Annotated in this window: 11 protein-coding genes; 10 read left to right on the top strand and 1 reads right to left on the bottom strand. The window is 53.2% G+C overall.

The genetic code is table 11. From position 1 onward, the window contains the following. Window positions 1-38 precede the first annotated feature (38 nt). The 8 genes from SH668x_RS06945 to SH668x_RS06910 all read left to right on the top strand — a co-directional run bounded on the left by SH668x_RS06945 (window position 39) and on the right by SH668x_RS06910 (window position 12,727). Complete coding sequence (locus SH668x_RS06945) at window positions 39-3,104, top strand: hypothetical protein (protein WP_437187974.1); 3,066 nt, start codon at window positions 39-41, stop codon at window positions 3,102-3,104. Window positions 3,105-3,421: 317 nt separating this feature from the next. Further along, window positions 3,422-4,789, top strand: coding sequence for a cytochrome-c peroxidase (locus tag SH668x_RS06940; RefSeq protein WP_437187973.1), 1,368 nt, complete (start codon window positions 3,422-3,424; stop codon window positions 4,787-4,789). Between the two features lie 135 nt (window positions 4,790-4,924). After that, window positions 4,925-5,905, top strand: a complete 981-nt coding sequence (locus SH668x_RS06935) for a DUF1559 family PulG-like putative transporter (protein ID WP_437187972.1) — start codon at window positions 4,925-4,927, stop codon at window positions 5,903-5,905. Window positions 5,906-6,311: 406 nt separating this feature from the next. Further along, on the top strand, window positions 6,312-8,228 hold the full coding sequence (speA, locus tag SH668x_RS06930) for a biosynthetic arginine decarboxylase (protein ID WP_437187971.1): 1,917 nt from the start codon (window positions 6,312-6,314) through the stop codon (window positions 8,226-8,228). A 322-nt stretch (window positions 8,229-8,550) separates the two neighbouring features. Then, window positions 8,551-8,910 carry a hypothetical protein gene (locus tag SH668x_RS06925; protein ID WP_437187970.1) on the top strand — a complete coding sequence of 120 codons (360 nt, stop codon included), beginning with the start codon at window positions 8,551-8,553 and terminating at the stop codon, window positions 8,908-8,910. Between the two features lie 283 nt (window positions 8,911-9,193). After that, window positions 9,194-10,213 (top strand): galactose-1-phosphate uridylyltransferase, encoded by a 1,020-nt coding sequence (gene galT / locus SH668x_RS06920; RefSeq protein ID WP_437187969.1) that lies wholly within the window; start codon window positions 9,194-9,196, stop codon window positions 10,211-10,213. Window positions 10,214-10,363: 150 nt separating this feature from the next. Continuing rightward, window positions 10,364-11,926 carry a shikimate dehydrogenase gene (gene aroE / locus SH668x_RS06915; RefSeq protein WP_437187968.1) on the top strand — a complete coding sequence of 521 codons (1,563 nt, stop codon included), beginning with the start codon at window positions 10,364-10,366 and terminating at the stop codon, window positions 11,924-11,926. Between the two features lie 57 nt (window positions 11,927-11,983). Then, window positions 11,984-12,727, top strand: coding sequence for a hypothetical protein (locus tag SH668x_RS06910; protein ID WP_437187967.1), 744 nt, complete (start codon window positions 11,984-11,986; stop codon window positions 12,725-12,727). Between the two features lie 41 nt (window positions 12,728-12,768). Here SH668x_RS06910 and SH668x_RS06905 read toward each other — a convergent pair whose 3' ends face one another. After that, window positions 12,769-13,539, bottom strand: coding sequence for an endonuclease/exonuclease/phosphatase family protein (locus SH668x_RS06905; RefSeq protein WP_437187966.1), 771 nt, complete (start codon window positions 13,537-13,539; stop codon window positions 12,769-12,771). Between the two features lie 163 nt (window positions 13,540-13,702). Between SH668x_RS06905 and SH668x_RS06900 the strand changes: the two genes are divergently transcribed. Continuing rightward, window positions 13,703-14,119 (top strand): acyl-CoA thioesterase, encoded by a 417-nt coding sequence (locus tag SH668x_RS06900; protein WP_437187965.1) that lies wholly within the window; start codon window positions 13,703-13,705, stop codon window positions 14,117-14,119. Window positions 14,120-14,166: 47 nt separating this feature from the next. After that, window positions 14,167-15,438, top strand: coding sequence for a nickel pincer cofactor biosynthesis protein LarC (larC, locus tag SH668x_RS06895; protein WP_437187964.1), 1,272 nt, complete (start codon window positions 14,167-14,169; stop codon window positions 15,436-15,438). The last annotated feature ends 6 nt before the right edge of the window (window positions 15,439-15,444 follow it).

Here is a 15,444-nt window from a genome sequence, read left to right as displayed (position 1 = left end):
TTCCACCCACGACAACCTCCTCGCCGAACGGACTCCGCGTGTCGACTCCACGACCGCATGACGCAAGAAGCGTGCTGCTCGTGTTGACGTTATTCGTCATCATGACTGGTACTCTCGCTGCGCAATCCGCGAGTGAATCAGGGCACAGCTTCGGTGATGGAAAAGCCAATCGACCGACTCCATTTGCGTCTGTCGATCCTCAGCTTCAAGCCATTCAGATCCAGGCGGACTACTCAGCAAAGTTCCAGCATGGCAACGAGACTGTTCGACTCCTTCGGGGGAACTGCCAGATCGTTCAAGGGAGCAAACGATGGATGGCACCGGCGGCGGTACTCTGGGAGTTGCCGGACTCCGGGTCATCGCAGAAACAGTATCAGGTGTATCTGGAAGCCAGCTCGGAGTACTCCGTCACAGCCGAAACTGCAGCTCGACGGACCCACGAACCGTTGCTTCTGATTGACCTTGAATCGAACATGGGGCTCGAACATCTTGGCCCCGAACCGACGATCCTGCCCGGTGCTTCACAAGATCCGGTCTACCTGCGTGCATCGGACAAACGAAACGCTGAAAGCAGGCCGATTCGGCAAGCTCAATACACTCTAGAGGTCCCGGGGCAATCTCTCCCGATGCTTCCTGCCCCTCAGGAGCGGATTCGACAACACGTCCGGATCTCCCCCAAGTTTCTCGGAGGGCACATCGAAGCCAAGGGTGAAGTCAACGAAGGATCGGTCCCCGCAGAGTACGTCATCACGATTACAGGCGGAGTGAACATCGTCGTCGACAATGTTCCATTGCAAATTGGAAACGGACAAACAGTCTTATCGCTGGTCGACCTCACAGCGGATCGAGCCGTCATTTGGACCGATGCGAATCACGTGGGAGACCAAGGGGAATTCGATATCGATCAAGAGACGCCGTTTCAGGTTTACCTGGAAGGAAGCATCGTTATCCGACAAGGTGGAAACGACATTCGGGCAAGTCACGCTTACTACGACTTGAAGAATCATCGTGGTTTGAGCATGAACACCGAGATTCGTTCCGTACTCCCAGATCTGCAGGGAACACTTCGCCTGCGGGCAGCTGAAGTCCGGCAAAATTCCGAAAACAGCTTTCACGCCAAAGATGCATTCCTGACCACCAGTGAGTTTGGCAAGCCGCAGTGGAGGGCTCAGGCCAGCGACGTTTACATCGACAAGCGGTATTTCGGAAACGAAAATCAAATCAACCCGGTCACAGGGAAGCCCGAAGGGGGAATGTTCTTCGCGACCAGCCTGAACAACGTCATCTATCTGGGTGACGTTCCTGTGTTTGCAGCCCCCTATCTGGCTGGACCAGCAGAAGACCCGCATATTCCAATCCGGAAACTGGATGTTGGTTATAGTGGAATGTTCGGGGCCACGATTGAATCGGCCTGGGATTTGAAAACGATCCTGGGAACCGATCTTCCTCCTTCTGTGGACTGGCAACTTCTCGCCGACTGGCGTTCCGCGCGAGGTCCGGGGGTGGGAAGCCGTGGACTCTTCGAGCTGGAAACAGATCTCTTCGGAATGCCGACCCGCCACGTTGGCTGGGGTGAGCTCTATTACACCAACGATCATGGTCGTGACAATCTGGGATACCAACGACGTGATCTCCCGATTTTCAATGACAATCGAGGGATGATCGTGTTCCGTGATCGCACGGACATTGGCGAAAACACATGGTTGCAGTTTGAAGCGGGTCATGTCTTCAACGATGACCGCAACTTCTACGAGCAGTATTTCGAGCGTGCGTGGGACACCCAGAAAGACCTCGAGAATGTCATCGTCCTGAATCATCAGGTGGATAACTTGACCGCGAGCCTGCAAGGGTCAGTGGTCTCGAACGACTTTAATGACCAGACCAGCTGGCTTCCCAAAGCGGACCTGACATTGCTCGGACAACCGCTGTTCGGATCACCAGTAATTTGGAGCCAGCACTCTTCGATAGGATACGGAATTCTCAATCAGGCTGCTCCTCCACCGAATCCTGCTCAAGACCCGTTCACTCCGCTTCCTTATTTCGCGGACGTGGAAGGGGCAGTCATGCAAACGCGCCATGAGTTGAGCATCCCCTTCGCGGTCGGCCCGGTGAATTTTGTCCCCTATGCACTTGGAGAGGTCGCCCATTGGGAGGAAAACCTGAACGGCGACGCCATGAGCCGCGTCTATGGAAAAGCAGGGATTCGAGCCAGCGTCGAGTTTGCCAAATACATGCCGGAAGTACAGAGCCGACTCCTCGGACTCAACGGTTTGGCTCACAAAGTGACGTACGATCTGGATTACTCTTACGCCCGGGCTGATGGCGATCTGGATGAAATCGCTCAATACAACCAGTTCGATGAAAACGCTCAGGAGCGGTTCCGCGAACGGTTGCTCCCTGTGGAATTCGGTCTCCCGGCATTGCCAGCACAATTTGATCCTCGTTACTACGCTGTCCGAACAGGAGCGGGAAGTACGGTGACCGCGCCGTACCATGAACTGGTCGGGAATATGCATTCGCTCTGGTTAGGAATGCACCATCGATGGCAAACGAAAGTTGGCCCTCCGGAGGCTGAACGGATCGTGGACTGGATGGAACTTGATCTGGGCGCCACGATTTTCCCGGAAGCAGATCGAGACAACTTTGGAGAAACGTTCGGTCTGGTCAATGGGCGTTATGCTCTGCACGTCAGCCCAAGGACAACGTTCCTTGCCAATGGAATTACCGATTTCTTCTCGGGAGGTCAAAATGTCTGGGATGTCGGTGTTCTGCATCAGCGGGGCGGTCGAGGAAGTGCCTATCTTGGCTACCGCAATGTCGAAGTCGGTCCAATCGACAGCAAGCTAATCACCGGAAGTTTCTCCTATGTGATGAGCCCGAACCTTTACGTCATGACTGCCGCAGCGCAATTTGACATTGCTGAAGGAATCGACCGTGGAGAATCGGTCACCGTGACTCGCATCGGCGAAAACTTTCTGCTGCACCTGGGACTCGGCTACGACCGAAGCCGCAACAATGTCGGAGTGGCTCTCTCGCTGGAGCCGAAGTTCGGGAACTTCAGCAACAGTTCTGTTCAGCTGAACAACCTGCTCGGTATCCGCTGACCGTTCGCTCCGCTCGCAGCATCGACAGGACCGTAAACTGGATCTCCGGATTGCCTGCGCACGGACGAACCAATGCTCGACGGCATCATCATGTGAGCAGTCCCCTCTCCTGCTGATCTCATTGCCGATCGATGACCGCTGTTTCGTTTTGATGTGCAAACGCCGCGAGAATTAACGTGACCTGTTCGGTGTTCTGCCGATTGCTCGGGTTTCTTCAATTGGGGAAAACGGCGGTCGGATCGCCGCCAGCATTGACGTTGAGACTCAGTCTCACCAAAATAAACACAACTCTTTCTACTAAATCCAAGGCTACAAAATTGCCTGCATCACGCGTCCTCACAGCACTGCTAGCGTCCGCTGCTCTCGCATACGCTCTTTTGACCGGCGTCTCGGCTGACGAGGGTCCGAGCGATGGTGTTGCTCCGTCAACCGCTCAAGTCGCAACGAGTCCCGACACACCGACTCAACCTCAGCCTGAGAATACAGAGGCGACACCTCCGGTTGTCAGTCGAACCGTCGGACGGAGCGGCTTCTTCGAGCGGATCGCTCCACGACCACTCGAAACACCGGAAGAGCTGGAAGCCCGCACGAAAAGTTTGAAAGAAATCTACACAAAGCCTTCTTCAGAATGGCCGGCTCCGACAGTCGATGAAGGTGTGCAGTGGGAAGAACTTGGGTTATTGCCGGAAGCGGTTCATCCGGAATCGAATCCATTCACAAAACAAAAAGCGGCGCTCGGCCGGGTCCTTTTCTTTGATCCACGACTCTCTCAATCTTCCGAGATGGCATGTGCATCCTGTCATGACCCTGACCTTGCCTGGGCAGATGGTCGCACAGTCTCCTTCGGCCTCAGCCGGTTCGAACTCAAACGAAACGCTCCGTCCATTCTGAATGTCGGGTTCAATCACACCTTTTTCTGGGATGGCCGAGCCGCGTCTCTCGAAGATCAGGCCGAACAAGTGCTGATGAATCCTCAGGAGATGAACTGCTCCGAAGAGCTGATTCTTGAAAGGCTTTCCCAACTTCCTGCCTATCGTGCTGCGTTCGAACAGGTTTTTGGTGACCCTTCGATCAATATCAGTCGTGTCGCGATGGCGATTGCCTGTTTTGAGCGAACACTTGTTGGCGGTCGAAGCCCCTTTGACACATTCCTCCAAGGGAAGCATCAACGATTTTCAGACAGTGCCATTCGAGGACTCGATGTCTTCCGCACCACTGGTCGCTGCATGAACTGCCACTCCGGTCCGATGCTCACCGACCACAAGTTCCACGATATCGGGCTGAGCTACTACGGTCGCAAATACGAAGACCTCGGGCGGTATCTCATTTCGAATGACAAGGAAGATGTCGGACGATTCCGCACTCCGACGTTGCGGAATGTCAGCCGGACTCGCCCTTACATGCACAACGGATTATTCGATCTTCCCAACGTTCTCCGGATGTACAACGCGGGGATGCCCACTCTTGTGGCGAAGGAGGAGCAGAAAGACGATCCTCTGTTCCCCAAGAAGTCTCCACACCTGCGACCACTTGGCCTCAACGCTCAAGACCTAGATGATCTTGAGGAATTTTTGATTTCGCTGGAGGAACCACGATTCCGCCATCGGCCACCAGTTCTCCCACAACCCGGAGATCTCATGCCAGCGACCGCCCCTGTCGAGCAAGATGCTCCAGAAGACGAATAACGTTCATTCTATCTCGCGAACAGCAAGCCAAAGCCTGCGCGTAACGGACCATTTGCATGTCACATGTGAATTTGGATCACGTTCGTCCAGTCTCCAGCCAGCATCAATTGGAATTATTGCCTGGAGAGTATTACCGTGCACCTTCGCTCACGTTCACCTAAACGACCTCTATTGAGTAAACGACGTTCCGGGTTCACCCTGATTGAACTGCTGGTCGTGATCGCGATCATCGCGGTGTTAATCGCCCTGCTCCTCCCTGCGGTCCAGCAAGCCCGCGAGGCAGCACGCCGAACCCAGTGCAAGAACAATCTCAAGCAGATTGCTTTGTCATTTCATAACTTCGAGGCGAGTTACGGTTACGTCATTGGCGCTCTGACCGAAAAATATGACGGAGTGAATGCGACGAACAACTGGGGAGCGTTCCTGCTTCCGTACATCGACAACAATCCTCTTTCTGAAATGTACAACTACAAGATCTCGTGGAACAAAATTGAGAACCGAGATGCCGTCGGATACCAACTCCCCTTCCACCAATGCCCCAGCGACCCAGAGGGATCGTCCGTCAATGTGCAGTTTCCAACGAAATCAGCAGCGGTGAAATGGCCAGCAGCGGTCTCGGATTATTCGATCCCCTCAAACACATCGACAACCTTGTGGCTTTCACGCGGGGAGACTGCCCCTTCCGTTCGTGAAGCGTTTTTCAAAGGGACCGCACCGAGAAAATTCGCCAGCATCACGGACGGCTTGAGCAACACGATTATGATTTTCGAATGCTCAGGACGCCCGGCCGTCTATCAATCCAACAATAAGGTTCCGAACTCTGGATTGGTCGATTCTGCGACTTCAGGTTACATCAGCCTGTGCGGATGGGCGGAAGGAAATGCTTCGGCTGTTGGATCTTACACTTTCGACGGCACTGCAGATGGCACCGCTGCCAACAAGGGGACCTGCGCAATCAACTGCAACAACAAGTATTCGATCTATAGCCACCACGTCGGGATGGCTCATTGCGCTCTCGGAGACGGATCGGCACGTGGAGTCTCGCAAAATATCGATCTAGGAGTTCTGGCATCACTCCTCACCGCGATGAGTGGCGAAGTCGTCGGAGAATTTTAGTCTCGAGTTCCTTCGCTGCGGGTACCGCAACAGGTTGACACCCATCAGTTCGCCGCTCTGTGAAGTTCTGCGAAAACATCTGCTAAAACCGAATATCGAGAATCGCTCGAGAATCGGGAACTTTGCACCGATGAGGGAAATCCTGGAAAAATTCCCGAAATGGGTATCTGTACACCTCTTCCGGGAATTTTTGTGAAAATCTGGAGTGAATCCTTTCTTAACGACCGCACTTCGTAAACAATGTTCGATTCCCTTGAGTTTCACGGCTTTGGTGCCGTGAAGGTCGGGGCGGCTGACAGAGGAATTCATGTTCATCGACTGGTTAGCGATGTTGCTAACAGAGATTGAATTCCCTTTGGCTGACCGTTGTTGTCAAGATTGCTCTTACTTGAAGTGACTTGTCGCGATGCTGGATCCTAATAGCGCCTGGACACTGGCGGATTCGATTGATCAGTATGAAATCGGCCGCTGGGGGAACGGATTTTTCTCTGTCGGGAAGAATGGCCAGGTGCAGGTGCACCCGGACCGAAACCCCAATTATTCCATCGACCTTAAAGATCTGGTCGACAGACTCCAGGCTCGCGGGCTTGATCTCCCGATCCTGCTCCGCTTCAACGGAATCCTCAAAGAGCGCCTCCAGGAACTCCACGACGTTTTCGCAAAAGCGATCAAGGATCACGATTACCAGGGGAAGTACGCCTGCGTTTATCCGATCAAGGTCAATCAGCAGCGTGAAGTGGTCGAAAAGATCATCGAGTACGGGCGTGATTTCGGCTTTGGACTGGAAGCAGGAAGCAAGCCGGAATTGCTGGCTGTTCTGGCGATGACAGAACCACACATGCCGATCGTGTGCAATGGATTCAAAGATGATGAATTCATTGAGATGGCGTTGCTTGGTCAGAAAATCGGCCGCACCGTGATTCCGGTTGTCGAAAAATTCTCCGAGCTAGAGCGCATCCTCGTATTCGCGAAGAAGCTGGGCGTACGCCCACAGATTGGAATGCGAGTGAAACTCGCTGCCCGAGGCGCGGGTCGCTGGCAATCATCAGGTGGATATCGTTCGAAGTTCGGCCTGACTGTCAGCGAGATTCTGCGAGCTCTTGAGCTTCTCGAGAGTCAGGGAATGGCGGATTGCTTCAAGCTTCTGCACTTCCACCTCGGAAGCCAAATCACCAACATTCGACAGGTCAAAGCGGCGATCAACGAAGCGATTCGTGTTTACGTCGACCTGCATCGACGTGGTGCGGGGTTGGAGTACCTCGACGTCGGGGGCGGACTCGGAGTCGATTACGACGGATCTCAGACGAATTTCCAGTCGAGTATGAATTACTCGCTACAGGAATACGCCAACGACGTCGTTTACCACACGTATACTGTTTGCGAAGAAGCTGGCGTTCCACACCCGAATTTGATTTCGGAGAGTGGTCGCGCCGTGGCTGCATTCCACAGCGTATTGGTGTTTGGAACCCTGGGGGTGACTCATCAAGGTGAACTCTCCGAGTTGCCGAAGACGATTCCGGAGTCATTCGAGCAGCCACTTCATGACTTGTGGGGAACGTATCAGGGAGTCACTCCACGAAACGTCCTTGAGAGTTTCCACGATGCGCAGCAAGCGCTCGACATGACAATGAACCTGTTCAGTACAGGTTATCTGCCACTCGACCAGCGAGTTCTGGCGGAGAATCTGTTCTTTGCGATCTGTCACAAGATCCGCAAGATCAACGAAGAAGTCGACTACGTTCCGGACGAATTGCAGGGCCTCGACAGACTTCTCTCGGACCTGTTCTTCTGCAACTTCTCGCTCTTCCAGTCCATGCCAGACAGTTGGGCGATCAAGCAGTTGTTCCCGGTGATGCCAATTCATCGCCTGACTGAGCAACCCACCCGCCACGCGGTGCTGTGCGATATCACTTGTGACTCTGACGGAAAGATCGACACGTTTATCGATCGTCGAGACGTCAAGAAAACGCTGATGCTGCACGAGTACAACAATGAACCGTACTACCTCGGGGCATTTCTGATTGGCGCTTATCAGGAGATTCTTGGGGACCTGCACAACCTGTTCGGCGACACCAATACCGTGCACGTTGACCTGAAGAATGGTGAAGTCATTCTTGAGAACATCATCAAAGGGGAAACCATTGATGAAGTGCTCGATTACGTGCAGTACAAGGGCAAGGACCTGATGGCAAAGATTCAGGTCCATGTCGAGAATGCTGTCCGACAGGGTCTGATCAACAATGTTCAGGCAGGACAGTTTGTAAAATGCTATGAAGAGAGCCTGATGGGTTACACCTACCTTGAAGGGGCTCGCGACGCCTAAGGGAATCCCCGAGATGCCGCAAGACTTCATACAGAGGAGTCTTGCGGCGACTCTTCCCGCTCAATGTGTACGAATCCACGCCGTTCTCGCAATCTTCGGCACTTGAATTGCTCATCCTGTAACATCAGCAGAATTCTTCACTTGGACATGTCATACAATATGCTGCGTTGACAGTCTCAAATATGAAAATTCTAATGGAACGCCCCTGACCAATCCGTTTGATCGAGCTGTGCCAAAGTAAGACCGCTTCATATTTCCTTGAGTGAGGTCATTGAAGCACGGAAACGTCAGGTTTTCACCGTAGAGCCTGGGAGAAAATTGGATGAAGAAACTGAATCTGTTTGTGGCCATGTTGGTTTGTGGGGCAGTGGTTGTCCTGGCAACCTCGAAGAATGCTGAAGCCCGGCCGCAATACCTGAAGGCATTGACCGAGAAGTACGAGAAAGTCGCTGAAAAGGCGAACGAACTCAAGTGCGGTGTCTGCCACGGTGAAGGGGGCAAGAACAAGAAGACCGTCAGCGATTACGGCAAGGCTCTCGGTTCAGCACTCGGCGAAAAGAACGTGAAGGGCGAAGAAGCTCTCGCGAAAGCACTCGACAAAGCAGCTGAAGGCGATGCTGGCGACGGCAAGACCTTTGGTGACCTGCTCAAAGAAGGTACATTGCCAGCAGCAGCCAAGTAATACTAAGTCAGACAAAGTGGCTTCTAAACGATGTCACTTGTAATCAAACTGATGCGTGGAGCGAATATTGAAGTTCGCTCCACGTTTTCTTTTGCGCGTCTTGAGTCGACTCCCTGAATTCCTTTATCGTGTACGGCAAAGCGAATATCTTTGACACGGATTCCTAAAATTCTATCAACAATTGATCGCCATGGCGTCTCGCTATCAATCGCAAGGTAGAATCGAGGCACCCGGAAGCTTGCGGATTGCAAGTTTCGGAACCGACAAGAGATGAAAGCCGTAAATGACTACTGGCCGTACCACACAGGAATTGCGTAAGGATCCGATTGTCGGGCGTTGGGTCATCATTGCTCCAGACCGTCTGACACGCCCACAGAATTTCGAAGAGACGGCAGCGACATGCGATGCATTCGATCCGTTTCTTGAAGGGAATGAAGACGCCACCACGCCTGAGATCCTTGCGTATCGCGATGGCGGCGTTCCTAATGGGCCAGGTTGGCGGGTCCGCGTAATCCCGAACAAATTCCCTGCCGTCAGAATCGAAGGGGATTTGGAGAAACGTGGAGACGGCATTTACGACAAGATGAATGCCATCGGGGCACATGAAGTCATCGTGGAATGTCCACACCGCGAGACAAACATGTCTCGCCTGAGTGTCGACAACATTCGGGAAGTCCTCTGGGTATATCGCGACCGGCTCGTCGACCTGAAGCGAGACCGCCGCCTGGTTCACGGCCTGATCTTTAAGAACAAGGGAAGCAGAGCTGGCGCATCTCTAGATCACAGCCACTCTCAACTGATCGTCACCCCGATCGTACCGATCGCGATTCAGGAGGAACTTGAGGGGGCACGCGAGTTCTTCGACTATCGCGGTCGTTGCATCTACGAAGACATGATTCAGCAGGAGCTTGCAACAGAGAAACGTATTGTTCTGGAAACGGAATACTTCGTTGTCTTCTGCCCGTACGCGAGTCGTTTCCCGTTTGAAACCTGGATTCTCCCACGCCATCATTCGAGCCATTATGAAAACATCAGCAAGCCGATGATCGAAGATCTCGGGACGGTCCTGAAAACAGTTCTTCTGAAGCTCGAAATCGGGCTGGATGATCCGGCTTACAATTTCGTACTTCACTCTGCACCGTTTTCGAGTCAGGACTTGCCACATTACTTGTGGCATATCGAGATCATTCCACGGCTGAGTCGCGTGGCAGGGTTCGAGTGGGGAAGCGGATTCTACATCAATCCGGTTCCGCCGGAAGATGCAGCTAAGTTTCTACGAGAAACGACCATCGACGAAAATTAAATTCCAGAAAAACTCATTGTCGTTCTGACGTATCAGGAGAAGAGTACGAGAGCCTGTTTCGATCTCTCTCGCATTGAAGCTGCACCTGAACGAGGTCGTTGACAATCTACTAATGCGGATTTGTGTCCCGATACGGGCCCGGAAAAGATTATGATTTGCGTGACATTAGGCCGTACTCGAAACAAGATGATGCTGGTCGAGCATCAGACGCTCGCACAACGCGGAGCGGAACTCGTTGAGCTTCGTCTCGACTGGATCGCACGTTCGCCGCGACTCGGTGAACTTCTTAAAAATCGTCCTACCGCAACCGTTGTCACCTGCCGACGTCCTGAAGATGGCGGTCGCTTCAGCGGTACAGAAGAAGAACGACGAATTCTTCTACGTCAGGCAATCGGAGCTGGCGTCGAGTATGTCGATATCGAAGAGGACCTCGCCAAAGTCATTCCTCGATTTGGCAAGACGAAACGCATCGTCAGCTACCACAACTTTCAGGAAACCCCTGACGATATCGAAGAGATTCATGCAAGAATGTGTGAGTTGGATGCAGACATCGTCAAAGTGGTGACGATGGCCAATTCGCCCATCGACAATGTGCGCCTGCTCAATTTGATCAAGGGAGCGAAGATCCCAACGATCGCCTTTTGCATGGGAGAATACGGCATCGTCAGCCGAATCCTCTGCGGGAAATTCGGGGCTCCTTTCACGTACTGTACATTCAGTAAAGAACGTGTAATGGCTCCCGGACAATTACCCTATGAAGAGATGAAGAAGCTGTATCGCTTCGACAGTATCGATGCTGAAACCGCTGTGTTTGGTGTTCTGGGTGATCCGATCGGACATAGCTGGAGCCCCCTGCTCCACAACGTCGCCTTCAAACGAATGGGAATGAACGCTGTCTATCTCCCGCTTCGAGTTCCACCAGAAGAATTCCAGGAGACGCTGAAAGCCTACGAAACGCTGGGAATTCGCGGGTACAGCGTCACCATTCCACATAAACAGGCTGCCTTGAAATTCGCGCAAAAGGCGGATCAAGCGTCTCAAAGCATTGGTGCTGCCAACACGCTGTTCAAAAACTCAGCCGGAGAGTGGTGTGCTGCCAACACTGATTACCAGGCAGCCATGGACGCCATTCATCTGGGGCTGGAGAAAAAAGGGGAGAACTCGCTGAGCGGAAAGCGTGTCCTGATTCTCGGAGCAGGCGGAGCAGCCCGTGCCATCGGTTTGGGTGTATCGAAAACCGGTGCCGTTCTCATGATTACAAACCGATCAAAAGATCGCGGTTCGAAACTGGCGGAAGAACTGAAGTGTCAGTACGTCACTTGGGCGAACCGCGGTTCTGTCTCGGCTGATGTCATCGTGAACTGCACCCCCATCGGCATGTCCCCTGAGATGAACGCGAGTCCTTACGAACAGTTCTGGTTCCGAGATGGGATGGTTGTTTTCGACACCGTTTACAATCCAGAAAACACCTTGTTCCTGAAGGAAGCGAGAGAACATGACTGCGTGACTGTCAGCGGAATCGAAATGTTTGTTCGACAGGCTGCCGCCCAGTTCAAGTACTTCACTCAGAAAGAAGTCTCGCTCGACGACATGCGCACGACATTGCGTCGCGGCATTTCGCCTGTTCGCGTCCGGACCGAAGCGGGGCATGCTTCTCCGACTGAAGCAACCGATACCACTTCGTCCGGAGAATCCGCGACCGAACAAAAATAGCATTCCTCCTCACAGGATCCCGAACTCGTTGACGTTGAATTGCCCAGAGATTGAGTCATGTCGATTGCAGAAGCTGAAACCCTGAAACTGGAACTGACGGACAAGTTTGTCGTTGTCCGGGATGAAGTTCCCGAACTCCGGCGTTTTCGCGGACTCACGGGGCAAGTCAAGACCGTCAATATGAACGGGCGAGCTCTCGTTCAGTTCATGGAGACTGTGGACATCAGCTGGTACGACATCTCGCCCGCATTTTTAACAGTTGTGGCTCCCCCTCTGCCGACGCAGGACGCTGTCAAAACGGAGACTGCGCCCGCATCTCCCCTCCCCTCCGCCGCAAAAGCTGAGGATGCGACAGCTGCCCCAGCAAAGAAGCTCTCGCCGCTTGAGTTGGCTCGTCAGCAAGGTGCTGCCAAGAAAGCGGACGCTCCGCCCGCAACACAAGAAGCAGCTCCCGCGAAGAAGTTGTCGCCACTCGAACTCGCAAGACAACAGGGAGCGGCCAAGAAGGCGGCAACCGAAACTCCACAAACTGAGGAGCCGGTAAAGAAGCTCTCGCCGCTTGAGCTGGCACGTCAGCAAGGTGGTGCCAAGAAAGCGGACGCTCCGCCCGCAACGCAAGAAGCTGCCCCTGAGAAGAAGTTGTCGCCACTCGAACTCGCAAGACAACAGGGAGCAGCTAAGAAGGCAGCAACCGAAGCTCCACAAACTGAGGAGCCGGCAAAGAAGCTCTCTCCGCTTGAGTTGGCGCGTCAGCAAGGTGCTGCCAAGAAGCCGACTCCTCCTCAAGAGCCGGCTTCATAAGGGCCACGCACCGTCGCGACGATGGTGTATAGCAACCTCAATTACTGCAGAATCATCTCCGTCAGGACGGGGCGGTGGTCCGAAGCGACTGATTCTTCAATCACTTTCCCAGATTGGATTGAGAGCCCTTTCCCTTTTAGGACAAGGATAAAATCGATCTGGGTTCGAGGCTGATCCGCTGGAAATGTGTTTTCTTTTGGTGATTCCACACCTTCCCAGTTTTCTTTGAAGAGCGACAACGCAGGACTATCAGGAGTCGCGTTGAAGTCACCGCCGAGGATCACAGGCTCCACTGATTCGGAAAGGATATTCAAAACTTCTTTCGCCTGCTGCTGGGTCGATTCCGGACTTGAGAAGTCGAGATGAACCGTCACAACGCGGACATTCCGACCATTGATCTCAACAACGTGCTCGGCCGCAATACGCTGTTCGGACTTCGGCTTCCCGGTGAGTTTGTGAATCTGATGGGCTTCGATGGGGTATCGTGACAGAATCGCCTGTCCGTATTCTCCTCCCTGCAGGGCAATGGCTTTGGAGAACTGACCATGAAGTCCAGTCATTTTCGCCAGTTCAGCAACCTGATCGACAGAATGAGATCGCTTGGCCCGTGAATCGACTTCCTGCAACAAAATCAGATCCGCCTTTGCTTCCTTGATGATGCGGGCGATCCGCGAGAGGTCTAACTTCTCATCCAATCCTTCGCCGTGATGGATGTTGTACGTCATGACGCGAATGGTTTCTTCCGCTTCGGCCTTTAAGGCTGGGCAAAGACTCACAACCAGTCCGAGTAGCACCACGATGACATGTTTCATTGATTCATCCTTCCAATTCTGATGTGACCACTCTGATGACTCAGATTGAGAACGTGAACGTAGTGACAATTCGTTCGCTGAAAATTGACGCGAATCCATCGTATTGCAGTATAATCGTCCCGCTGAAAGTCCATTTCAACCCACCTCAATCGATTGAATGTTTATGTCCGACTGGTACGAGTTTCCGCTCCGCGTTCGCTATTCCGAGACTGACGCCATGGGCCTTCTGCACCATGCAAACTATATCTGCTACTTCGAAATTGCACGCACTGAGCTGTTTCGTGCTACTGGGGGAGATTATCGGGCGATGGAAGAACGCGGGTTCTTTCTGGTGGTTGTCAACATCGAGTGCAAATACAAACGCCCCGCGAGATATGACGATCAACTGACTCTCCGTGTGCGAGTCGCCAGCATGACTGGCGCCAAGTTGTTACACGAATATGAAGTTGTTCGCGAAGAGGAACTCCTCGCGACCGGGAAGTCGACACTCGCATGCGTCAATGCTGCTGGCGAAGTGCAGCGTCTTTCACATGAACTTCTCTTTCCCGGAGCAATTCCACCAGAACAGATTCCATCATAACCGTCTCACCATTCAGTCCCATATGCGTATGAGTTTCAACTGCGTGCATGATGAAAATCGCTTACTTTGAATGTGCCACCGGAATCAGCGGAGATATGACTCTCGCTGCACTGATCGACGCTGGTGTCGACTTGAACACAATTCGCGATGGAGTTGCCTCGCTTGATCTGCCGGGGGTGGAGATTCATGTCAGCGAAGTAACAAAGTCCTGTTTTCGAGCAAAGTCAGTCAAGATTGTCCATCCGGAGCAGCAAGCTCACAGACATCTTGCGGAGATCCTGAACTTATTGAGCTCAGCAACGAAGCTCACTCAACACCAACGGGAACTCGCTTCGCAGATCTTTCTGGCGCTCGGAGAAGCAGAAGCCAAAGTCCACGGAATGCCTTTGGAGTCGGTCCATTTCCATGAAGTGGGCGCGATCGATTCCATCGTTGACATCGTGGGGGCTGCGATTGGCATCGACCTGCTCGGCGCCGACCAGATCGTTTTCGGGCCGATTCCAACCGGGTCTGGTGAAATTCGGATCGAACATGGAATTTGCAACGTTCCCACTCCGGGAACAGCGGAACTTCTCAAAGGAATTCCGCTCCGAGAGATTCCTGTTCAGGGAGAGTTAACAACCCCCACCGGTGCCGCAATTGTGCGAGTGGTCGCCGACCGTTTCGGTAAGCTCCCCTCCATGTCGATCCAGTCGATCGGTCACGGTGCCGGTCAGAAAAATCTCCCTGATCGAGCGAACATCCTGCGGCTTTTCATCGGTGAGGCAGCAGCCTCGACAGACCGCGACGAAGTTGTGCTGCTTGAAACCAATCTCGACAACATCAGCGGAGAGATCATTGGCTATACTCAGCAGTGCCTGATGGATTCAGGTGCGCTGGACGTGTTTACCATCGCTGCTCAGATGAAGAAGAACCGTCCGGGAACTCTTTTTTCCGTCCTCTGTAGACAGGATCAAGTCGACGCGTTTGAAGAGATTCTCTTCCGTGAAACCGGAACACTTGGAATCCGGCGCCAGACGCTTTCACGATCAATTCGCCCGCGCCAACCGCATACGGTTCACACTGAATTTGGACCGGTACAGGGAAAGATCGGCTGGCAATCGGGCGGAGTCGCAGAGTTCGCTCCGGAGTTCGAAGATTGCGCCCGAGTCGCTAAGCGAACGCAGACTTCACTGCGGGATGTATACCGAGCGGCAACCATTGCGTTCGACGCATCTCAGGTGACTGCGGAGAGCTTCCCCCCTGCTGCTCCCACTCTCCCTAAATTCTCTTTCAGCCACGATCATGACCATGATCATGGTCATCCACACGACCACTGATGCCGA

Origin of the sequence: Planctomicrobium mucosum (assembly GCF_051466335.1) — a bacterium.
GTDB lineage: Bacteria > Planctomycetota > Planctomycetia > Planctomycetales > Planctomycetaceae > Planctomicrobium.
The sequence above is the reverse complement of the archived record's forward strand: the minus strand, read 5'-3'. Positions and strand labels throughout refer to the sequence as shown.

What these genes read in the sequence shown, in the direction of transcription:
- speA (WP_437187971.1), top strand. Translation starts at nt 6,312, where the DNA reads ATGCTGGATCCTAATAGCGCCTGGACACTGGCGGATTCGATTGATCAG.
- SH668x_RS06925 (WP_437187970.1), top strand. Translation starts at nt 8,551, where the DNA reads ATGAAGAAACTGAATCTGTTTGTGGCCATGTTGGTTTGTGGGGCAGTG.
- galT (WP_437187969.1), top strand. Translation starts at nt 9,194, where the DNA reads ATGACTACTGGCCGTACCACACAGGAATTGCGTAAGGATCCGATTGTC.
- aroE (WP_437187968.1), top strand. Translation starts at nt 10,364, where the DNA reads ATGATTTGCGTGACATTAGGCCGTACTCGAAACAAGATGATGCTGGTC.
- SH668x_RS06910 (WP_437187967.1), top strand. Translation starts at nt 11,984, where the DNA reads ATGTCGATTGCAGAAGCTGAAACCCTGAAACTGGAACTGACGGACAAG.
- SH668x_RS06905 (WP_437187966.1), bottom strand. Translation starts at nt 13,539, where the DNA reads ATGAAACATGTCATCGTGGTGCTACTCGGACTGGTTGTGAGTCTTTGC.
- SH668x_RS06900 (WP_437187965.1), top strand. Translation starts at nt 13,703, where the DNA reads ATGTCCGACTGGTACGAGTTTCCGCTCCGCGTTCGCTATTCCGAGACT.
- larC (WP_437187964.1), top strand. Translation starts at nt 14,167, where the DNA reads ATGATGAAAATCGCTTACTTTGAATGTGCCACCGGAATCAGCGGAGAT.